Origin of the sequence: Haloplanus salinarum (genome assembly GCF_009762275.1) — an archaeon.
GTDB lineage: Archaea > Halobacteriota > Halobacteria > Halobacteriales > Haloferacaceae > Haloplanus > Haloplanus salinarum.
In genome coordinates this window covers 561,127-580,339 of record NZ_CP034345.1, presented here as the reverse complement: position 1 = coordinate 580,339, position 19,213 = coordinate 561,127, and the positions used below count along the sequence as shown (strand labels likewise).

The window sequence follows — 19,213 nt, the reverse complement described above, 5'->3', positions numbered from 1 at the left end:
ATCTACAGTTCGACGCCGGAGGGGATCAGGCTCTTCGACCGGAGGAGGCTCCCGTTGGCGTCGTAGACGAGAAACGTACTCTTCGAGTAGGTGGCGAGCGGTTCGCCGTCGATGCGGAGGACGACGCTGTAGCGACCCGCGTCGCCGTCGGTCGACTGGCCGTACTCCCGGGCGGCACGAACGAATCGCAGGACGTCGTCGGCCTCCTCGTTGAGTTCGAGGAGAAAGTCGCCGGTGATCCGATCGGTGACGCTGACGACCCCCGTGGCGTCGGGCGTATCGAGCGAGTCCTGCAAGCGGAAAGTCACGTCCGTCTCCTCTGCCCCCAGCAGGTCTCCCTCGGCATCGGTCAGCCGCTCCGTCAACGTCTCTTTCGGTCCGTGGAAGTCGATAACGACGCGGGGTTCGGCCGGTTCGTCCCCGGTCTCCACCCAGTCGACGTTGTGTGCTTCCAACTCGAAGTGGTCACGCCTCATTCCGTATCCTCGCTTTTGTGTTCAGGCGGTATGAACGTAACGCCCCGCGACCGCACCCGGGTTTCGGCGGTCCGTCGGGACGGACGCCGAGGGGTTTATTGACCGGCTTGCCCTCGGCGACGGTATGTGGGTCCGGTCGGAGTACGCGGGCGAACTGGCCGTCCTGACCACGTGGTTCGCCGCGCTGATCCCGTGGAACGTGACGTTCGCGAACCTCGGGGACGGCGCCCTCCTGTTCGTCCGCTTTCCACTCTTCCAGGTCCGGTACACCTTCGGCGTCCCCATCGCCGCCGGCATCGCCGTCGTCGACCCCCTCACGGCGACGGCCTTCCAGAGGGGACAGGCGCTCGAACTCCCCTATCGGCTGTGGACGGTCGGCGCCGGAATCTTCGCCGCGGCCCTCGTCGTCTCGGCCGTCTACTACCGCCGCGAGGCGTGGGCCGAATCCTGGCCCGTCGACCCCGTCCGACTCCTCGGGACCCTCCTCCTGGCGACGGGAGTCGTCCTCGCGGCGGCGACGTACTTCCTCCTCTCCCGGGGGTTCCCGGGCATCCCCATCCCCATCGGCGTCGTCTTCCTCCTCCTGTTCGGCGTCGTGTTGCTGACGGTCGACCGGACCGAGTGATGGTCGGCCGCGGACACAAACTATAAATCCGCCGCGTGTCCCTATTCGCACGTGATACCGCCACGCGTCGTCGCCGAACCCGCACGCCGGTCGGCAGCGACGGGTGGCCTCGCGGCTCTCCTGAAAAAACGCGGTCGGTAGCTCCGCTCGTGGCGGGGGTGGCGACCCCGTCCCGGGTGACCGCCGACGACCGACCCGTTCCGACACGACTAACAGCGCAGACGACACCCATCCGACAATGACGCTATCCGAGTTCCGCGGGGTCTATCCCGCCATGACCACGCCGTTCCACGCGGACGGCAGTATCGACTTCGAGACGCTCCGAACCGACGCCAGACGGCTCGCCGACGCCGGCGTCGACGGGCTGGTTCCCGTCGGCTCGACCGGCGAGAGCGCGACCCTCTCCCACGACGAACACATCGAGGTGGTCGAGGCCGTCGTCGACGCCGTCGGCGACGACGTGCCGATCATCGCCGGCTCCGGCTCGAACAACACCGCCGAGGCGCTCTCGCTCTCCCGGCGCTCGGCCGACGCCGGCGCCGACGGGCTCCTCCTCATCTCGCCGTACTACAACAAGCCCGAACCCGCGGGGATGATCGAGCATTACCGCACCATCGCCGACGAGGTCGACCTCCCACAGATCGTCTACAACGTCCCCGGGCGGACGGGCCGGAACATCACCCCCGACACCGCCGTCGAACTCGCCACCCACCCCAACATCCTCGGCTACAAGGCCGCCAGCGGCGATCTGAACCAGGTCTCCGAGGTGGTCGAGCGCACCCGCGACGAGGACTTCTCGGTGCTCGCCGGCGACGACGGCCTGATCCTTCCCACCCTCGCCGTCGGCGGGACGGGAACCATCAGCGTCGTCGCCAACGTCGAACCCGAACGGACCGTCGACTTGGTCCACTCGGCGCTCGACGGCGACTTCGAACACGCACGGGAACGTCACCACGAACTCGGCCCGCTGATGCGCGCCCTGTTCTGGGAGACCAACCCCATCCCGGTCAACGAGGCGATGGCCATCCGCGGCTACGGCCCCGGGACGGTCCGCTCGCCGCTCACCCGCCTCTCCGGGGAGTACCGCGACGACCTCGAAGCGATCCTCGCGGATCTCGGTCCGGTGGAGGCCGAGCCGTGATCGATGTCGCCGTCACCGGCGCCGGCGGCCACATGGGCCGCGAGGTGATCGAGGCCGCCGCCGACCGCGACGGCGTGGACGTCGCCCTCGCGGTCAACCGCACGTCGGTCGGCCCCGTCGCCGGCGTCCCGGTCGAGGACGAGGCCGACCTCCCCGCGTTGCTCGCGGAGCGCGACCCCGACGTCCTGGTCGATTTTACCCTCCCCGACCCGAGCACCCGGTACGTCGAGGCCTGCGCCGACGCCGGCGTCGCCGCCGTCGTCGGCACGACGGGCTTCTCGGAGTCACAGCTGGCCGTCCTCGCCGACGCCGCCGAATCCGTGCCCGTCCTCCGGGCGGCCAACTTCGCGCGCGGCGTGGCGGCGCTCCGGCGGGCCGTCCGCGAGGCCGTCGCCGCGGTGCCATCCTACGACGTCGAACTCACCGAGACCCACCACAACCGCAAGCGGGACGCCCCCTCGGGCACCGCCCTGACCCTCCTCGACGACGTGGACGAGGTGCGCGAGGAGCGTGACTCCTCGCCCGACGCGGACCGTGTCCACGGCCGCGAGGGCGAACAGCCCCGCGAGGACGGCGAGATCGGCGTCCACGCGCGCCGGGCGGGCGACGTCACCGGCGAACACGAACTTCTACTTGCGGGGAACCACGAGGTACTGACGCTCACACACCGCGCCGAGTCCCGCGGCGTCTTCGCCGCGGGCGCGCTCGACGCGGCGGAGTGGCTCGTCGGCCGCCAGGCCGGCGAATACGACTTCGAGGACGCACTATGACACTGCAAGCCGACGTATCCGACCTGTGGCAGCGCTACGACGACGACGACGTGGACGCCGGGACGGCGACCGCCGACGACTACGACACGCTCGATGCCTTCCTCGACGCACTGGAGGCGGGCGAGGTCCGCGCCGCCGAGAAGCGCGGCAGCGCCGAGGGAACCTCGGCTGGCTCCCGGCCGTCGGCCGGGAACGGCGAGTGGGAGGTAAACGAGTGGGTCAAACGGGGCATCCTGCTCAACTTCGGCCTGCGACCGACCGAGGCCCGCTCCTACGGCGGCGTCGACTACCACGACGTCCTCCCCCTGCGCGAGACGGGCGACCTGGGCGAACGCGGCACCCGTAACACGCCCGATGGGACGACGATCCGCCGCGGTGCCTACCTCGGGAGCGACTGCATCATGATGAGTCCCTCCTTCGTCAACGTGGGCGCACACGTCGGCGACGGGACGCTCGTCGACTCCTGTGACACCGTCGGCTCGTGTGCCCAGATCGGCGAGAACGTCAAACTCGGCGCGAACACGCTGATCGGCGGGGTACTGGAGCCGGTCGAGGACGCGCCGGTGATCGTCGAGGACGGCGTCTCGCTCGGCGCCGGCTGTCGGGTCACGAGCGGCTTCGTCGTCGGCGAGAACACGGTCGTCGGCGAGAACACGCTACTCTCGCCGCGCATCCCCGTCTACGACCTCGTCGAGGAGGAGGTCATCTACGGCCGTCTACCCCCGGAGCGCCGGGCGTTCACCCGGATGGTCGAGTCCTCCATCGGCGACCACGACCTCTTCGCCGGCGGCGCGTACAAGCCCGCCGTCGTCGCCATGGACATCGAGGCGGAGACGCGGGACGCCACGCGGCGCGAGGAGGCGCTCCGGGAATGAGCGGGGAGGCGGCCGACACCGGCCCCGCCGTGCGACGACTCGCCGACTGGTCGGCCGCCGACCTGCGGGACCTGGCCGCGGAGTACGACACGCCCCTGTACGTCACCGACCGCGACCGCGTGCGGGAGAACGCCGCCCGCCTGCGCGCGGCCTTCCCCGACGCAGACGTGCACTACGCGGTGAAGGCCCACACCGGCCGGGCCGTCCTCGAAGTCGTCCGCGAGGCGGGACTCGGCGCCGAGTGTGCCTCCGCGGGTGAGGTGGTCCGCGCCCTCGACGCCGGGTTCGAGGCCGTCCAGTACACCGCGGTCAACCCGCCGGCCGCGGACCTGGACGTCGTCGTCGACCGCTGGCGGGCGGGGGCCGACCTGACCGTCGTCGCCGGCGCGCGGGACACCCTCGACCGACTCCGGGAACGCGGCTTCGACGGTCGGCTGGCGGTGCGGGTGAACCCCGGCGTCGGCGCCGGTCACCACGAGAAGGTGACCACGGGCGGCCACGCCAAGTTCGGCGTCCCCTACGACCGCGCGGCCGAGGTGGTGGCCGACGCCCGCGCCGACTTCGACGTGGTCGGCATCCACGCGCACGCCGGCAGCGGCATCTCCGGCGAGGACCTGTCGGCCCACCGCGAACTCGTCGCCCGGATGGGCGAACTCGCCCGCGAGGTGGGCGACCTGGAGTTCGTCGATGTCGGCGGCGGCTTCGGCGTCCCCTACCGCGAGGACGAACCGCCGCTCGACCTCCCCGCCGTCGCCGACGCGACACGGGAGGCACTCGGCGCGGTCGACGCCCAGTTGGCCGTCGAACCCGGCCGCTACGTCGTCGCCGACGCCGGCGTCCTCCTGACGCGGGTGAACACGGTGAAGCCGGTCGACGATGCGGGCGCGACGGGGGCGGTTCCCGTCGTCGCCGGCGTCGACGCCGGCATGACGACGCTCCTCCGGCCGGCGATGTACGACGCCTACCACGCCATCCGGAACCTGACCGACGACCGGCCGGAGCGACCGGTCACCGTCGCCGGCCCGGTCTGCGAGACGGCAGACCTGTTCTGTGAGGGGCGATCGATGCCCTCACCGCGGCGGGGTGACCTGCTCGCGGTCGGCAACGCCGGCGCCTACGGCTACGAGATGGCGAGCACGTACAACTCCCGGCCCCGACCCGCGGAGGTCGTCCGGGACGGGGACGGAACGCGACTCGCCCGCGAGCGAGAGACCATCGCCGACGTCACCGCACTGGAGGTGGAGCGATGACGGCCGTCGCCGCGGAGAAGTACCACGGCACGGAGAACGACTTCATCGTCGTCGCTGCGGACGCCCCGGTGGCGGACCGGGCGGCCTTCGCCCGGACGCACTGCGACCGCGAGACGGGCGTGGGCGGCGAGCGGACCGGCGCCGACGGCGTCCTCTTTCTGGACCTCGACCCGTCGGCCTCGCCCGTCCGGGTGACGATGACGCTCGTCCAGCCCGACGGCTCGATAGCCGAGATGTGCGGCAACGGGGCGCGGATCACCGCGACGTGGGCGGCCCGCGAGACGGGTGCCCGCGAGGTGATCGTCGAGACGCCGGCGGGCGACCGACACGCCGTCGTCCGGAACGAGGGCGTCACCGTCGAGATGGGTCGTCCGTCCTTCGAACCCGCGGACGTCCCGCTCGCCCGCGACGCCGGCGGGCCGCTGATCGACACGCCGATCGAGGGCCTGACCGTCACCGCGGTGAACACCGGCGTCCCCCACGCCGTCGCATTCGTCGACGACGTGGACGCCGTCGACCTGACGGCGGTCGCCCCGCCGGTTCGCCACGCCGCGATCTTTCCGGAGGGGGCGAACGTCACGCTCGCCACGCGGGTGGATCTGGACGACGACGCCGTCGAGGGGGCGCCCGGTGCGCCCGAGGCCTACCGGCAGCGGACCTACGAGCGCGGCGTCGAGGGCGAGACGCTGGCCTGCGGGACGGGCGCGGTGGCCGTCGTCGCCGCAGCCAGGCGCACCGGCCGCCTCGATACCGAGGGCCCGGTCCGCGTCTCGCCCCCCGGCGGCGACCTGGTGATCGTCGTGCCGGACGACGGTCCGGCGACGCTGACCGGCCCCGTCGAACGCGAGTTCGCGACCGAACTGGAGGTCCCGGAGTGACCGACGGCTTCGACCCCGTCGACTTCCTCGATGCCGCCGTCCGCATCGAGTCCCACGAGGACGTGACGGAGATGCGTGAGTTCCTCGTCGAGACGCTCGATTCGGCCGGCGTCGACCCCCACGTCGACGACGCGGGCAACACGCTCGCCACCAGAGGAGCGGGGTCGCCACACGTCGTCCTGAACACCCACGTCGACACGGTGTCGCCACACGTCGACTACCGCCGCGAGGGCGGCGTGATCCACGGGCGCGGCGCCTGCGACGCGAAGGGACCGCTCGCGGCCATCCTCGACGCCTTCCTCGGGACCGACCCCGCAGCGGGACGGCTGACCCTCGCGGTCACACCCGACGAGGAGGTGTACTCCACGGGCGCGGCGGCGCTCGACCTGTCGGCCCTCCCCGGCGTCGAGTCCTCGGCCGGCGACGCCTACGTCGTCGGCGAGCCGACCGGGCTGGACGTCTGCACGGCCGCGAAGGGCCGGTTCGAGGGGACGATCACCCTCTCGGGGACGAACGCCCACGCGGCCGAACCCGAGAGCGGCGTCAACGCCGTCGCCGCCGCGGAGGGGGCGCTGTCGGCCGTCCGCACCTTCGACGCCGACCGCGACCCCCACCCGTCGCTCGGCCCGGCGACGCTCACGCCGACGGTCGTCGAGGGCGGGAAGGCGACGAACCAGGTGCCCGCGGCCTGTGCGATCACCGTCGACCGGCGGAGCGTCCCGCCGGAGTCCGCGGCGGGCTTCCGCGAGTCCCTAGAGCGGGCCGTCGACGACGCCACGCCCGACCCCGTCGGCGTCGCGTTCGACCTGACCGAGCGCCCGACGCCCTTCCTCGAAGCGTTCGCGACGGACGCCGACGAACCGGTCGTCCGACACCTCGCCGACGCGGCCGCCCGCGCCACCGACGGCGACGCCGGCACGGTCCGTCCCTTCACCGCCGCCACCGAGGCCTCCTACTTCTCGCCCGCGCCGACCGTCGTCTTCGGCCCCGGCGTCCTCGCCGACGAGCGGGGGCCCGTCGCCCACGCCGACCGGGAGTACGTCCGGATCGCCGAGGTGGAGCGGGCGGCGGCGGCGCTCGGCGACGCGCTCGCGGCGCTGGTCGGCTAAAGCGCAACCCCCAAGCGCCCGGGGGGACTCGGAACGACCATGTACGAGGCGGTCCACGTCGCCCCGGACGGCGACTCCCCCGCGACGGACGTCGTCGAGCGAGCCGCGCGGCTGGGGTTCGAGGGCGTCGTCGTCCTGGCCCGGGACGCGACGCCCGAGCACGACGCCCTCCGCGGCGCGTCGGGCATCGACGTCGTCGACGGCGTCGAGGTGGTCGCGCCGGACCCGGAGCGCGCGAGCGGCGCGGTCGGGGGCCGACGCCCGAACCACACCGTCCTCGCGGTCCGCGGCGGCACCGACCGACTCAACCGGTTCGCGGTCGAGAACGAACGCGTCGACGTGCTGACCCGCCCCATGGCCGACGATGGCGACGTGAACCACGTCCTGGCGAACCGGGCCGCCGAGAACGGCGTCCGGATCGAGTTCGACCTCGGCCCCGTCCTCCGGTCGACGGGCGGTCCGCGGGTGCAGGCGCTCCGCGACCTGCGGAAACTCCGGGAACTCGTCGTCGACGCCGACGCGCCGTTCGTCGTCAGCGCCGGCGCCCCCTCGCGTCTGGGATTGCGAGCGCCGAGAGAACTCGTCGCCGTCGGCGAGACCATCGGGTTCGACCCCGACACCGTCCGCGCGGGGCTACGGGAGTGGGGGGCGCTCGCGGGGCGCAACCGCCACCGCCGGTCCGAGTCGTTCGTCGAACCGGGCGTCGAACGGGGGCCGTACGAGGACGACGGGGGGAGCCGATGAAACACCTTCCCAAACACCTCCGGCCGCGGTGGCGCTACCTCGCGGTGGCCCTGGAGACCGAACCCGACACGTCGCTCACGCGGAGCGACTTCCAGCGGGCGGTGTGGTACGCCGCGGGCAACCTGCTGGGCGACGCCGGCAGCGCCGACGCCGACCTCCGGGTGCTTCGCTTCTCCTTCGACGCCGCGGCGGGCGAGGGGACGGCCGCCGTGCGCGCTCGCCACGGCGAGGTTCGACCGGCGCGGGCGGCGCTCGCCTGCGTGAGCGAGGTGGGCGGCGACCCGATCGGTCTGTACGTCCGGGGCGTCTCGGGCACCCTCCGTGGCTGTACGGAGAAGTACCTCGACTGAAACGGTTTATTGTGACTGTGTACCGGTGGTTCGCCGAACCGTTCTGGCGAATCCCCGGTGATGACTTACGATCAACAGTGTGAGGCTCAGACCGGCGCCGACGGTCGGGGGAATCGACGCCACGCCGCCGATGAGGGCGTACGGCCACGTCTCTGAGGGTCGGAGGGAACCACGCGGGGACAGCGCCGGAACGTCACCTCGCCGATACAAAAACGGCTCGCTCCCGTCGGAATCGAACGAACGTCCACTCCGCCGAGACATCGACAAGAGTTAACACGGCACATATCCAAGCTGACGAAAGAATGCCCACACCATCGGATCCTGCCCCCTGTGACCTGGACGAACAGCTCTACGAGTGTCTGGAGTGCGGCGAGCGGCTCTGTAGCGCGTCGTCGCCGCCCGCCTGTCCGGTATGTGACGGGGTGTTGCAGAACCTGAGTCGCCCACGACCGGAGTAACGCCGTCCCGCACCGGAGCGTGTGACGGCGTCGCAAGCACTTTGCGTTCGGCTCCCGACATGCCGCCGATGCGGATAAACGAGATCGAGATCCACGAGTTCGACTACGCGGCCGAGCGGACGGGGACCGTCGGCGGCAACTGGGTGTACGATCCGGACTCCACGCTCGAACCGCCCGGCTTCGTGCTGACGATCCGCACCGCCGACGGCACCGAGGGTCACTACCGGGGGTTCGCGTTCACGCCGCCGATGGTCGCCCAGATCCGGATGGTGGCCGAGGAGCACGTCCTCGGCCGGGATCCGCTCGAACGGCGGGAGATCTGGCAGGACTGCTGGCGGGCGCTTCGCCACACCGACCACTTCGGCGTCGGGCCGATCGACGTCGCGCTCTGGGACCTGGCCGGCGCCCACCACGACGCGAGCGTCTCGACGCTCCTCGGCGGCGGGCGCGAGGCCCTCCCGACCTACGCCTCGACGACCTTCGTCGACGACAACGGCGGCCTCGACGGCCCCGAGGCGTTCGCCGACTTCGCCGCCGAGTGTCTCGACCGGGGCTACGAGGGGTTCAAGTTCCACGGCCACCCCGAGGTGCGGCCCGACGTCGACGTCGCCATCTGCGAGGCGCTCGCGGATCGGGTCGGCGACCGGATGGCGCTCATGCTCGACGCCTCCAGCCTCTACCGGACCTACGCCGATGCCCTCGAAGTGGGACGGGCGCTCGACGACCTCGACTTCCGCTGGTACGAGGACCCCTTCCACGACGGCGGCGTGAGCGAGCGGGCGGTCCGGAAACTCGTCGACGAACTCGACACGCCGATGCTCGGCCTCGAACACGTCCGGACCGGCCCCTACGGCGTGGCGAACAGCCTCGCCACCGAGGCGACCGACCTCGTGCGCGCCAGCGCCCACCTCGACGGCGGCATCACGGGCGCGCTGAAGATCGCAGAGACCGTCGAGTCGTTCGGCCTCGACGTCGAACTCCTGCTCGGCGGTCCCGCACACATGCACCTGATGAGCGCGCTCAGGAACTCCAGTTTCTTCGAACACGGCCTGCGCAATCCCGGGAGCGACTGGATCCTGAACCAGGGGTTCGAGGGCGAGCCGGAGTCGGTCGACGACGACGGGCGGATGGTCGTCCCCGACGGCCCCGGTCTCGGGGTCGATATCGACTGGGCGTTCGTCGAGCGCCGCCGGACGGGCCACACGCGGATCGAGAGGTGACCGGACGGGGCGTCGGAGCCGGGATTTAACTCCACCCATTCCCAACGATCGACCATGACGAACGTGACGATCGAGTACTGCGTCCCCTGTGGCTTCCTCGACCGCGCCGAGACGATCCAGCACGCGCTGTTGACGTCGCTGGGCGAGGACCTGGACGCCGTGACCTTGGAGACCGGCGACAAGGGTGTTTTCCGGGTTCACGTCGACGGCGAGACCATCTACGACAAGGACGCGGACGGCGACTACGACACCGACGAACTCGTCACGACGGTCCGCGGCCGGGTCTGAGACCGCGTCCCGTATGTCGCTGGGTCGCCAGGACAGCCCGGCGAACCCCCGGTGATGACTCCCGGCGAACGGGACGAAAGGGAACCCTTACCCCGTCCCCCCGCGAACCCTCGGACATGGCCGAGGCAGAGGCACTCGTCGCCGAGGACGTGCGCAGGCAGTACGGCGACGTCGTCGCGCTGGACGGCGTCTCGCTGTCGATTCCCGAAGGGGAGGTGTTCGGGCTGGTCGGGCCCAACGGCGCCGGGAAGACGACGCTAGTGCGGGCGCTTACGGGCACGACGCGCTGTGATGGGACGGTCCGGGTGCTCGGCGTCCCACCGGCCGACGTCGACGACGCCCGCGTGGGGTTGCTCCCGCAGTCGTTCCACCCGGCGGACCGACTCACCGCCCGCGAACTGGTCACCTACTACGCCGGTCTCTACGACGAATCGCGGTCCGTGACGGCCGTCCTCGACGACGTGGGGCTCTCCGAAGACGCCGACACCTGGTACGAGAAGCTCTCGGGCGGCCAGCAACGCCGTGCCTGCGTCGGCACCGCACTCGTGAACGACCCCGACGTACTCTTCCTCGACGAACCGACGACCGGCATCGACCCCGCGGGTCGGCGGTCGCTGTGGCGGTTGATCGACGACCTGGCGGCCGGCGGCACCACCGTCCTGCTCACCAGTCACTCGATGGCCGAGGTCGAACGCCTCGCCGACCGCGTGGGGCTGCTCCGCGACGGCCGCCTCGTCGCCGTCGGCAGCCCCGAGTCGCTGATCGCCGAACACGGGGGCGACAGCCGCCTGGTCGTCGACGCGGCGCCCCCTGCCGACCGGGAGGCGCTCGCGGCCGCCCTCGACACCGAGGTGACGGAGCACGGCGGACGTCTGGAGGTCCGCGACGTCGCACTCGCCGACGTCGGCGACGTGGTCTCGCGGCTGGAGGCGGCCGGCGTCGACGTCGAGTCGTTCGCGTGGTCCGAACCCGACCTGTCGGACGTCTACCTCCGACTGACCGGCGAGTCGTTCGTGCCGACGGACGGCGACGGTCGCCCCGGCGTCGAGAGCGAGGTGGAGGGATGAGCCGGGGACACCGGATCGGCGCCACGTTCCGCGCCGCCCTCCGGGCGTTCGTCCGACGGAAGACGGCCGTCTTCTTCACCTTCTTCTTTCCCGTCCTCCTCATCCTGATCTTCGGGGCGCTGGTGGGGACGCGGCCGACCGGCGGCGGCCTCTTCGCCCGGGACCCCGCCTTCTACATTCCGGGCTATCTCGCCGTCGTCGTCGTGTTCACGCCGCTGTCGCGGGTTGGTAGCACCATCGCCCGCCACCGGGACGGCAACCGGTTCGAGAAGCTGTCGACGACGCCGCTCCGCCGCTGGGAGTGGCTCCTCGCCCACACGCTCGTCAACGTCGCCATCATCGGCCTGGCCGGCCTGCTGCTGTTCGTCCTCGTCCTCGCCGTGACGGGCGCGACGGTGGTCGTCGGGCCGGCCCTCCTGGCGCTCGTCCCGCTGGTGGTCGTCGGCGTCGCGCTCTTCTGTGGGCTGGGGTCGATCATCGGTCGCCTCGCCGACTCGCAGGACGGCGTCATCGCCGCCAGCAACTCCGTGGCCCTGCCCGTCTGGGTGCTCTCCGAGACGTTCGTCCCGCCGTCGATGCTCCCGGCGTGGTTCCGCCCGGTGACGGCGTTCTCGCCGCTGACCTACTTCTCGCGAGGGGTGCGGACCGCCGCCGCCGGCGGCGATCCGTCCGCGCCCCTCCTCGTCCTCGCGGTGCTCGCGGCCGCCTTCTTCGTCGTCGGCGCCGTCGCCGTCCCGCGGACGGAGTGACCCGGGGTCAGGAGTCGTCGTCGACGCCGTTCGCGTCCCCGGCTTCCGCGTTCTCCGTCCCGACGTTGTCGTCCGCATCCTCGTCGTCCGCGTCGCCGCTGGCGCCGTCGTCCGGCCGCCCGTCGTCGATCCAGCCGCGTCGGGCGGCGAGCGCCGTCCGGAGCCGGGCGTCGAGGGTCCGGCGGAGGCGTTCGGCCGTCGCCGTGTCGACGTCGACGGCGGCGGCGTCGTGACCGGTCAACGAGAGCGACCCCGCGGTGTCGGCGGTGACGGTCGCCACTCCCCACCGCCGCTGGAACACGGTCCGCGTGTCGATCACCGTCTGGATCCGGTAGTACGGGACGACCTTGATCCGCCGCCTGAGGACGCCGTTCCGCGTGACGAGGTGGTCCTCGCCGAGCCAGTAGCCCCGGTGTTTCCACTTGAGGTGGGCGGCGACGGGCGTGAGGGGGGCGAGCGCCGCGGGGCCGTACCAGGGGATCGATCCGGCCACGAATCGGTCCACGCCGTAGAGGAGACCGACGAGGACGCCGACGGCGAGGAGATAGCGGACTGCGTACCGGCCCCGGACCCGCCGGGGCGGGCGCTCGAAGGCCGGCGAGCCGACGGCTTCGATCCGGTTGGCGAGGGCGAACACGCGGTCGCGCGCCGCGAGTGGGACGGCCGCCTCCGATCCCCCCTCACCCGATCCGGGTGCGTAGCCCGCCGTCTCGATCCGGAGCGACGCGTAGCCGAAGGCCCGCTTCAGGGGGTCGTCGAGCACCGTCAGCGTCTGTACCTTGTCGAGGGGGATGGACCCGTCGTAGCGCCGGAGGAGCCCGCGCTCGTACTGTAGTTCGTCCCCGATCCGCGCCAGCCGGAAGTCGTAGTAGTTGAGGACGGCCACGACGGCCCCGGCCGCCCACGCCACGAGGACGACGCCGAGGGCGAGCGCGACGACGCCCGCGGCGAGGAGGAGCCGTCTCGACCCGTCGGGCAGGAGCGACGACAGGGCGGGGACGCTCCCGGAGAGGAGGACGATCAGGAGTCCCGGGACGCGGGCGTCGAACGACAGCGCCCCGACGAGTGCGAGTTCCCGTGGCGTGAGCGCGAACAGTTCGGTCGTGTCGGGACCCTCGCCCGCCGCCTCCGCCTCGTCGCCGCGTTTCAGGCGACCGATCTCGCCCTGGAGGCGTTTTGCCTCCTCGAACTCGACGAAGCGGAGCGACGCCTCCGTCTCGCTCCCGCCGGCCGTCTCGAAGCCGACGACGGCGACGCCGAGCGCCCGCTGGACGACGTTGCGACTGATGTCGACGTTCTGGATGCGTCCGAGGGGGATCTCACGGTTCCGACGGGAGATCACCCCCGATCGGATGTCGAGGGTATCGCCGTCGAGGGCGTACTCGAACCGGCGGTAGTACGCCACCTCGTAGCCGATCAGCGCGAGGAGGGCGAGGCCGACGAGGGCGACGACGGCGGGCCCGCCGGCGGGGCCGAAGGCGGCGGAGGCCCCCGAAAAGAGGATGGCGGCGGTGAAGACGATGCTGCCGCCACGTTCGAGCACCCGGTAGGGCACCGAGAGCGGGGAGAGCTTCATACGGCGTCGTCGCCCTCGGCGCGGATGGCGAGTCGCTTCAGCCGCTCCCGCAGGTCGTCGGCCCCGGCGGGCGTCAGTCCCGGGATCCGGACGTCCGCGCCCCGCGAGCCGGCGGTGTAGACGACGGCGCTTGCCAGGCCGAGGAGGCGTTCGACGGGACCACGCGAGGAGTCGACGTGCTGGAGGCGGACGAAGGGGACGACCGTCCGGACGCGGGTGAAGACGCCGCGTTCGAGATACAGGGCGTCGTCGCGGACCTCGTAGCGCCAGACCCGATAGCGGGCCAGCGCGAGGCCGACGCCGAGGCCGAGGACGACGACGAGGACGGCCGGCGGGACCCAGACCGGCAGGTCGACCGCCAGCCGGTCGACGGCGACGGTGACGCCGGCGAGGGCGACGGCGACGATGGCGGCCTGTCCGGCCCACACGACGCGAACCCGCGGGTGGAGTCGGTTCATCGGCGGCCCTCCTGGCGTGCCATGTCTGCCCGTTCCCGTCCGCGCGGTAAATATCGTCGTGGTCGGCGGCCGACCGCGTCGCTCACAGCGCGTCGAGCAACGCGTCGACGTCCGCGGCCGTGTTGAACACGTGGACCGACGCCCGGACCGCGTCGGGGTAGGGGAGCGACCGGACGTGAATCCCCTCGTCGGCGAGGCGCTCGACCAGTCCTTCGGGGTCGTCGGCGTCGAAGGTGACGAGCCCGGACTCGTACGCGCGGGGGCTCAGCAGTCGATCCCCGAGCCCCGCCTTGAGGCGGTCGGTCAGGCGCTCGATCCGGCCGGTGACGGTGTCGTAGCCGAGCGCCTCCACCGTGTCGATGGCCTCGATCAGCCCGCGGTACGGCGCCGGCGACGTGGTACCCACCTCCAGTCGCGGGGCGCCGGCTTTCAGCGACAGGTCGTCGGCACTGGCGTCGGCGACGCTCCGGTAGCTGGCGATCCCCGGCGTGAGGCCGTCGGCCACCGACCGGTCGACGTAGAGAAATCCCGCCCCCCAGGGCCCGAGGAGCCACTTGTGGCCGGCGGCGGCGACGAAGTCGGCTCCCCACTCGCGGACGTCGACGGGGACCTGCCCCGGCGACTGGACGCCGTCGACCAGCACCAGCGTGTCGTGGTCGTGGGCGATCTCGACGATCTCCGCGACCGGCAGCCGGGTTCCGTAATTCCAGGTGATCGAGTTCAGACAGAGCAGGCGCGCGTCGGCGACGGCCTCGGCGACCGAATCGAGGTCGAGGCGACCGGCCTCGGTGTCGAGGACGCGGACCTCGACCCCCTGATCGCGGAGGTTCCACCAGGGGACGACCCCCGCGGAGTGTTCGAGGTCGGTGCGGACGACGACGTCACCGGGGTTCCAGTCGAGGGCCGCGGCGACCCGGGCGATGCCGTCGGCCGTGCTCTCGGTGAGTGCGATCTCCGCGGGATCGGCACCCAGGAAGTCGGCGACGACCTCGCGGGTCTCCTCGAACGTCTCGAAGGCCGCGGGGTACGCTCCCTCCTCGACGGGGGCGACGTACTCGTGGTGTTCGAGGAAGTCGCCGGCCGCCTCGACGACGCGCCGCGGGGCCGGGCCGGAGGCGCCGGTGTTGAAGTAGACGCCGCGTTCGAGGGCGGGAATCTCCGCACGCAGGTCTTCGGGTCGCATACCGGTCCCTGGGGGAGGGTGCCACCTCAACGTTTCCCGTCGGGACGGCGGGGCGATCAGGCCGTCGTGGCGAGGCGTCGCTCGACCCGTCGCCGGGCGCGTCTCGCCGCCCGTCCGCGGTCCGCGACCGCCGCGAGGACCGGGTAGTTCGCCGGGCAGTCGGCGTAGAGGTACTCCGCCAGATCCGTGGGGACGCCCGGGAGTTCGCTCCGCCGGCCCCGGATCGTCTCCTGGCGGCGCATCCCGAGTCCGTCGATTCGCGCCTCCACCTCGCGAACGGATCCCCACAGGTCGTACAGATCGTCGAACGACTGCTCGGACAGCGGCCGGTCGTCCAGGGCGACGAGGTCGGCCCAGGCCGCGGACAGGTCGTCGGCCGCGCGGGCGAGCGAGGCGTCCTCGCGGTCGAGGACGTCGAGGAACGCCTCGCGCTCGCGCTCCGCGGCGGCGGCCGCCGCCCGGACGGCGTCGCGGAACTCCGGGGTCAGCGCCGATCCGCCGACGAGCGCCGCCGCGAGGTCGTCGCCGAACTCCGCCGCGAGGCTCTCGGCCACCGTGTCGTCGTACTCCGTCTCGTAGTGGGGGACGCTCATCACCGTCTCCACGTAGGCCGTCCGGACGCGTTCGAGCGACGCCCCCGACGGCCGGGGATCGGTCAGCAGCGGCGGCGACGACGACGCCGCGACTGCCGATATCTCCGCGACCCGCCGGTCGAACGCCGCGAAGGCGTCGCGTTCCGCCGCGACGCTGGTTCGTTCCTCGGCGACGGCCGTCCGTGCCCGCTCGATGCGGGCCGTCATCGGCGGTCACCGATCGTCCGTTCGGGCCGTCTCACCGCCACGCTCGCGGACGGACCGTGCCCGGACGTGGTCGACGCCCGCGGCCGACGCGGGGCACGGGGCGCGTCCTCGCCTGTCATGTCCGTTGCTCACCGTTGTGTCACGATAAAAATATCGTATATAGTATCAGTTCTCCCCCGGAGCGTCGCCGTGGCAACAATAGTCGCTGGGAGCGGAGTGTCAAACGGCTGTTTGTGCCTTGAGAGGGGTTTTGGGGCGGCCCCGAGTACGGACGCCCATGGCACGACGAAGACGATCGGTCACCGTGTTGCTCGTGGCGCTGATCCTCCTTGCCGGCTGTGGCGGGTCGGCCGGGGGCGCGGACGCCGGTGGCGGGGGCGACAGCGGCCTCACCGAGGCGTCGATGGCCGAGGAACGCGCCGTCGACGCCCAGGCCGACGGGGGCGACGGCGGCGATGGCGGGGGCGACGGCGCCGCCGCGTCGGCGACGAGCCGGTCGATCATCCGAACCGGGACCGTCGAGTTGCGGGTCGACGACTACGAGCGGAGCCGGTCGAACCTGACGGCGCTCGTCGAGTCACAGGGCGGCTACGTCGGCGAGTCGGCCCAGCAGGTCCGCGGCGACGACGACGCCACCTGGACCGAGGGCCGGGTCGTCCTGCGGGTCCCCGCGGAGAACTTCTCGACGACGATGGCCGCTATCGAGCGCGAGGGAACGGTCCGTGCGTCCCGAACCTCGACCCAGGACGTGACCGAGCAGGTGGTCGACCTGGAGGCGCGGCTCGAGAACCTCCGGGCCGAACGCGAGCGCCTGCGGACCCTCTACGCGGAGGCGAACGACACCGAGGACGTCCTCGCGGTCGAGCGCCGACTCTCCGAGGTCCAGACCGAAATCGAGCGCACGGAGGCCGAGTTACAGAACATCCAGCGGCGGGTCGCCTACTCGACCATCACGGTCGAACTGACCGAACCCCGGCCCGACCGCCCGGCACCCGACCGGTGGTACGACACGCCGGTCGTCGCCGCCTTCCTCGAATCCGTCGAGGGCGTCGGCGTCGTCCTCCGTGCGACCGTCGTCGCCGCCGCCTTCGTCGCGCCGTACCTCCTCGTCTTCCTCACGCCCTTCGCCGTCGTCGGGGGACTGCTCTACCGGTACCGACACCGGATCCTCTGATACGGATTATTGTAACTGTGTACCGGTGGTTCGCCGGACGCTGGGCGAACCATCGGTAATGACTTACAATAAACCGTATGACCCGTCCGACGCCCCCGCGCTCAGAGCCGCGCCCGCAGGTCGCGAAAGGGCAGGTCCGCGTCGGCCTCGACCGCTCCCGCGATGGCGTCGGCCGCGCCGAGCAGCCACGCGGCGCGTTCGATCCGCGACTCCAGGTCGCCGGGGCCGATGCGGAACCGCTCGACCAGGTCCGCCGCGCTCGCTCCCTCGACCCACCCGTGGAGGACCCGCGCCGTCTTCACGGCGGTGAGCCAGCCCTCGAAGTCCGCCGTCTCGTTCATCCCGGTCGTGAACTCGTCGGCGTGGCGCCGCGCGAAGTCGTACATGTCCGCCCGCTCGCGGTTCCCGAGGTAGGTGTCCTGCATGTCCGGCGTATCACAGACGATTTCGAGCGCCGTCAGCGCCGTCGGGGCGTCCATCCCCGCCGCCGTCCGCAGGCCGGCGACGATCCGGGCGCCCGTCTCGGGGGTGACGTACTGCTTCGAGACGCGGTCGCCGAGGTCGGTCGCCGACAGCGACGCCCCCTCGGCGATCATCCCCATCTCCACGAGGTCGGCGACCGCCGTGTCGACGACGCTGCCCAGTTCCCGTGTCGGCGTCCCGTGGGCGTAGAACGTCGCGTCGAGCACGTCGAGGATACCCTCGCGGGACGCCGCGAACTCGGAGGCGACGACCGAGAGGACGTGCGTCCGGAGCGCGTTCGGGTCGGCCAGCTGTGACTCCACCCGCTCCGGGTCGGCGTCGACGTACCGCTCCCACAGCTCGTCGCGGGTGGACGCGTCGCCGACCAGCACCGCCTCGCCGTACGGATCCAGGTGGGGGCGCCCCGCCCGCCCGCACATCTGGTGGACCTCCAGCGTGGGGAGCCACTCCATGCCCGACCCGGTGTAGCGTCGCTGGTCGCGGACCACCACCCGGCGTGCGGGGACGTTCACGCCCGCCGCGAGGGTCGGCGTCGCACAGATGACCCGCAGGGTCCGGTCGCGGAAGGCCCGCTCGACGGCGATCCGATGGGTGCTCCGCAGCCCCGCGTGGTGAAAGGCGACGCCGTCGTCGACGCAGTCGGCGAGGCGGCGACCGGTCTCGGTGCCGTCGAGGTCGCGGATCTCGCTCGCCACGTCCGGGGCGCTTCCCAGGCCCGACCCGGCGAGGCGCTCGGCGAGCGTCTCGGCCTCGCGGCGCGACCGGACGAACGCCAGGGCCTGTCCCCCGTCGTCGACGGCTCCCGAGACGAGGGCGTCCGTCGCGTCGGTGGCGTCCTCGGGGTCGCCCGCGATCGTCGGGGCCAACTCTGTTCCGTCGTCGAACGTCGCCGATCCCTCGGCGTAGACGCCGGTCCGGAGGTCGACCGGTCGCCAGGTCGATTGGATCAGTTCGGCGTCCAGCCAGTCGGCGATCTCCTCCGGGTTGGCGACCGTCGCCGAGAGGGCGACGATGCAGACACCAGGCGCCCGCCGCTGGAGGGTCGCGAGGGTCACCTCCAGGGTCGGGCCGCGGCCCTCGCTCCCGACGAGGTGGACCTCGTCGACGACGACGCAGGCGAGGTCGGCGATCCAGTCGGCGCCGTTGCGGATGGCCGAATCCACCTTCTCGCTCGTGGCGACGACGACGTCGTTCTCGCCGAGGTCCTCGCCGGCTTCGTCGAAGTCGCCGGTCGAGATGCCGACGCTCACGCCCGGCAGTTCGGAGAAGGTCTCGTATTTTTCGCGGGCGAGCGCCCTGAGCGGAACGATATAGAGGCCGGGGCCGTCCGCAGTCAGCATGGCGAGTTCGGCGATCAGGGTCTTGCCGCTGGCGGTCGGCACGGCGGCGACGAGCCGTTCGCCCTCCGTGACGCCCGCCTCGACGGCCGCCGCCTGAGGGGGGTAGAGCTCCTCGATCCCCCGCGACTCGAAGTGATCGACGAGGGCCGCCGACAGTGGGAGGTCCCGAACGCGCATCGTGTCGACGTGGGGCGGGGTC

20 protein-coding genes and 1 pseudogene are annotated in these 19,213 nt (G+C 71.9%); 15 read left to right on the top strand and 6 right to left on the bottom strand.

Going from position 1 to position 19,213, the window contains the following annotated elements:
* Window positions 1–2: 2 nt before the first annotated feature.
* Window positions 3–476 (bottom strand): DUF5793 family protein, encoded by a 474-nt coding sequence (locus EI982_RS04195; RefSeq protein WP_157688288.1) that lies wholly within the window; start codon window positions 474–476, stop codon window positions 3–5.
* 124 nt (window positions 477–600) lie between these two features.
* Here EI982_RS04195 and EI982_RS04190 point away from each other — a divergent pair, with 124 nt between their 5' ends.
* From EI982_RS04190 to EI982_RS04125, 14 genes and pseudogenes are all read left to right on the top strand, one after another.
* The gene (locus EI982_RS04190) at window positions 601–1,101 is read left to right on the top strand and encodes a DUF7549 family protein (RefSeq protein ID WP_157688287.1); all 501 of its coding nucleotides are present in this window, start codon (window positions 601–603) and stop codon (window positions 1,099–1,101) included.
* 238 nt (window positions 1,102–1,339) lie between these two features.
* Window positions 1,340–2,242, top strand: a complete 903-nt coding sequence (dapA, locus tag EI982_RS04185) for a 4-hydroxy-tetrahydrodipicolinate synthase (protein WP_157688286.1) — start codon at window positions 1,340–1,342, stop codon at window positions 2,240–2,242.
* 32 nt (window positions 2,243–2,274) lie between these two features.
* A complete protein-coding gene (dapB, locus tag EI982_RS04180) occupies window positions 2,275–3,012 on the top strand; it encodes a 4-hydroxy-tetrahydrodipicolinate reductase (RefSeq protein WP_233255339.1) in 738 nt (245 codons plus the stop codon).
* Complete coding sequence (locus tag EI982_RS04175) at window positions 3,009–3,887, top strand: 2,3,4,5-tetrahydropyridine-2,6-dicarboxylate N-succinyltransferase (protein WP_157688284.1); 879 nt, start codon at window positions 3,009–3,011, stop codon at window positions 3,885–3,887. The genes dapB and EI982_RS04175 overlap by 4 nt, the downstream gene beginning before the upstream one ends.
* A complete protein-coding gene (lysA, locus tag EI982_RS04170; protein WP_157688283.1) occupies window positions 3,884–5,137 on the top strand; it encodes a diaminopimelate decarboxylase in 1,254 nt (417 codons plus the stop codon). The genes EI982_RS04175 and lysA overlap by 4 nt, the downstream gene beginning before the upstream one ends.
* Window positions 5,134–6,015 carry a diaminopimelate epimerase gene (dapF, locus tag EI982_RS04165; RefSeq protein ID WP_157688282.1) on the top strand — a complete coding sequence of 294 codons (882 nt, stop codon included), beginning with the start codon at window positions 5,134–5,136 and terminating at the stop codon, window positions 6,013–6,015. The genes lysA and dapF overlap by 4 nt, the downstream gene beginning before the upstream one ends.
* Window positions 6,012–7,124: a M20 family metallopeptidase gene (locus EI982_RS04160; RefSeq protein WP_157688281.1), complete on the top strand. Its 1,113-nt coding sequence runs from the start codon at window positions 6,012–6,014 to the stop codon at window positions 7,122–7,124. Before dapF ends, EI982_RS04160 begins: the two co-directional genes overlap by 4 nt.
* A gap of 39 nt (window positions 7,125–7,163) precedes the next feature.
* On the top strand, window positions 7,164–7,868 hold the full coding sequence (locus EI982_RS04155; RefSeq protein ID WP_157688280.1) for an RNase P subunit p30 family protein: 705 nt from the start codon (window positions 7,164–7,166) through the stop codon (window positions 7,866–7,868).
* Window positions 7,865–8,212, top strand: a pseudogene (locus EI982_RS04150) (Rpp14/Pop5 family protein); the annotation flags it as partial. The gene EI982_RS04155 and the pseudogene EI982_RS04150, both read left to right, overlap by 4 nt.
* Before the next feature lie 308 nt (window positions 8,213–8,520).
* Window positions 8,521–8,676: a rubrerythrin-like domain-containing protein gene (locus EI982_RS04145; protein ID WP_157688278.1), complete on the top strand. Its 156-nt coding sequence runs from the start codon at window positions 8,521–8,523 to the stop codon at window positions 8,674–8,676.
* 68 nt (window positions 8,677–8,744) lie between these two features.
* The gene (locus EI982_RS04140) at window positions 8,745–9,896 is read left to right on the top strand and encodes an enolase C-terminal domain-like protein (RefSeq protein WP_157688277.1); all 1,152 of its coding nucleotides are present in this window, start codon (window positions 8,745–8,747) and stop codon (window positions 9,894–9,896) included.
* A gap of 54 nt (window positions 9,897–9,950) precedes the next feature.
* Window positions 9,951–10,184 carry an Rdx family protein gene (locus tag EI982_RS04135; protein ID WP_157688276.1) on the top strand — a complete coding sequence of 78 codons (234 nt, stop codon included), beginning with the start codon at window positions 9,951–9,953 and terminating at the stop codon, window positions 10,182–10,184.
* A gap of 116 nt (window positions 10,185–10,300) precedes the next feature.
* Window positions 10,301–11,251, top strand: coding sequence for an ABC transporter ATP-binding protein (locus tag EI982_RS04130; protein ID WP_157688275.1), 951 nt, complete (start codon window positions 10,301–10,303; stop codon window positions 11,249–11,251).
* Window positions 11,248–12,000 (top strand): ABC transporter permease, encoded by a 753-nt coding sequence (locus EI982_RS04125; RefSeq protein ID WP_157688274.1) that lies wholly within the window; start codon window positions 11,248–11,250, stop codon window positions 11,998–12,000. The genes EI982_RS04130 and EI982_RS04125 overlap by 4 nt, the downstream gene beginning before the upstream one ends.
* A 7-nt stretch (window positions 12,001–12,007) precedes the next feature.
* On the opposite strand, the gene EI982_RS04120 is transcribed toward EI982_RS04125, so the two are convergent.
* The 4 genes from EI982_RS04120 to EI982_RS04105 all read right to left on the bottom strand — a co-directional run bounded on the left by EI982_RS04120 (window position 12,008) and on the right by EI982_RS04105 (window position 16,017).
* Window positions 12,008–13,576, bottom strand: a complete 1,569-nt coding sequence (locus EI982_RS04120; RefSeq protein ID WP_157688273.1) for a PH domain-containing protein — start codon at window positions 13,574–13,576, stop codon at window positions 12,008–12,010.
* The gene (locus EI982_RS04115) at window positions 13,573–14,034 is read right to left on the bottom strand and encodes a PH domain-containing protein (protein ID WP_157688272.1); all 462 of its coding nucleotides are present in this window, start codon (window positions 14,032–14,034) and stop codon (window positions 13,573–13,575) included. The genes EI982_RS04120 and EI982_RS04115 overlap by 4 nt, the downstream gene beginning before the upstream one ends.
* Window positions 14,035–14,116: 82 nt before the next feature.
* A complete protein-coding gene (locus EI982_RS04110) occupies window positions 14,117–15,217 on the bottom strand; it encodes an aminotransferase class V-fold PLP-dependent enzyme (RefSeq protein WP_157688271.1) in 1,101 nt (366 codons plus the stop codon).
* A gap of 56 nt (window positions 15,218–15,273) precedes the next feature.
* Window positions 15,274–16,017 (bottom strand): DUF7260 family protein, encoded by a 744-nt coding sequence (locus EI982_RS04105; protein WP_157688270.1) that lies wholly within the window; start codon window positions 16,015–16,017, stop codon window positions 15,274–15,276.
* A 277-nt stretch (window positions 16,018–16,294) separates the two neighbouring features.
* On the opposite strand from EI982_RS04105, the gene EI982_RS04100 reads away from it, so the two are divergent.
* Window positions 16,295–17,191 (top strand): DUF4349 domain-containing protein, encoded by an 897-nt coding sequence (locus tag EI982_RS04100; protein ID WP_157688269.1) that lies wholly within the window; start codon window positions 16,295–16,297, stop codon window positions 17,189–17,191.
* Window positions 17,192–17,292: 101 nt separating this feature from the next.
* Here EI982_RS04100 and EI982_RS04095 read toward each other — a convergent pair whose 3' ends face one another.
* Entirely contained in the window at window positions 17,293–19,191 is a 1,899-nt protein-coding gene (locus tag EI982_RS04095; protein WP_157688268.1) for a DEAD/DEAH box helicase, read from the bottom strand.
* Between the last annotated feature and the right edge of the window lie 22 nt (window positions 19,192–19,213).

Bases quoted from the DNA above. Each gene is read 5' to 3' on its own strand.
- EI982_RS04145 (WP_157688278.1), top strand. From the start codon at position 8,521: ATGCCCACACCATCGGATCCTGCCCCCTGTGACCTGGACGAACAGCTC.
- lysA (WP_157688283.1), top strand. From the start codon at position 3,884: ATGAGCGGGGAGGCGGCCGACACCGGCCCCGCCGTGCGACGACTCGCC.
- dapF (WP_157688282.1), top strand. From the start codon at position 5,134: ATGACGGCCGTCGCCGCGGAGAAGTACCACGGCACGGAGAACGACTTC.
- EI982_RS04120 (WP_157688273.1), bottom strand. From the start codon at position 13,576: ATGAAGCTCTCCCCGCTCTCGGTGCCCTACCGGGTGCTCGAACGTGGC.
- EI982_RS04100 (WP_157688269.1), top strand. From the start codon at position 16,295: ATGGCACGACGAAGACGATCGGTCACCGTGTTGCTCGTGGCGCTGATC.
- EI982_RS04125 (WP_157688274.1), top strand. From the start codon at position 11,248: ATGAGCCGGGGACACCGGATCGGCGCCACGTTCCGCGCCGCCCTCCGG.
- dapA (WP_157688286.1), top strand. From the start codon at position 1,340: ATGACGCTATCCGAGTTCCGCGGGGTCTATCCCGCCATGACCACGCCG.
- EI982_RS04115 (WP_157688272.1), bottom strand. From the start codon at position 14,034: ATGAACCGACTCCACCCGCGGGTTCGCGTCGTGTGGGCCGGACAGGCC.
- EI982_RS04155 (WP_157688280.1), top strand. From the start codon at position 7,164: ATGTACGAGGCGGTCCACGTCGCCCCGGACGGCGACTCCCCCGCGACG.
- EI982_RS04110 (WP_157688271.1), bottom strand. From the start codon at position 15,217: ATGCGACCCGAAGACCTGCGTGCGGAGATTCCCGCCCTCGAACGCGGC.
- EI982_RS04130 (WP_157688275.1), top strand. From the start codon at position 10,301: ATGGCCGAGGCAGAGGCACTCGTCGCCGAGGACGTGCGCAGGCAGTAC.
- EI982_RS04105 (WP_157688270.1), bottom strand. From the start codon at position 16,017: ATGACGGCCCGCATCGAGCGGGCACGGACGGCCGTCGCCGAGGAACGA.
- dapB (WP_233255339.1), top strand. From the start codon at position 2,275: ATGGGCCGCGAGGTGATCGAGGCCGCCGCCGACCGCGACGGCGTGGAC.
- EI982_RS04195 (WP_157688288.1), bottom strand. From the start codon at position 476: ATGAGGCGTGACCACTTCGAGTTGGAAGCACACAACGTCGACTGGGTG.
- EI982_RS04095 (WP_157688268.1), bottom strand. From the start codon at position 19,191: ATGCGCGTTCGGGACCTCCCACTGTCGGCGGCCCTCGTCGATCACTTC.
- EI982_RS04175 (WP_157688284.1), top strand. From the start codon at position 3,009: ATGACACTGCAAGCCGACGTATCCGACCTGTGGCAGCGCTACGACGAC.
- EI982_RS04190 (WP_157688287.1), top strand. From the start codon at position 601: ATGTGGGTCCGGTCGGAGTACGCGGGCGAACTGGCCGTCCTGACCACG.
- EI982_RS04140 (WP_157688277.1), top strand. From the start codon at position 8,745: ATGCGGATAAACGAGATCGAGATCCACGAGTTCGACTACGCGGCCGAG.
- EI982_RS04135 (WP_157688276.1), top strand. From the start codon at position 9,951: ATGACGAACGTGACGATCGAGTACTGCGTCCCCTGTGGCTTCCTCGAC.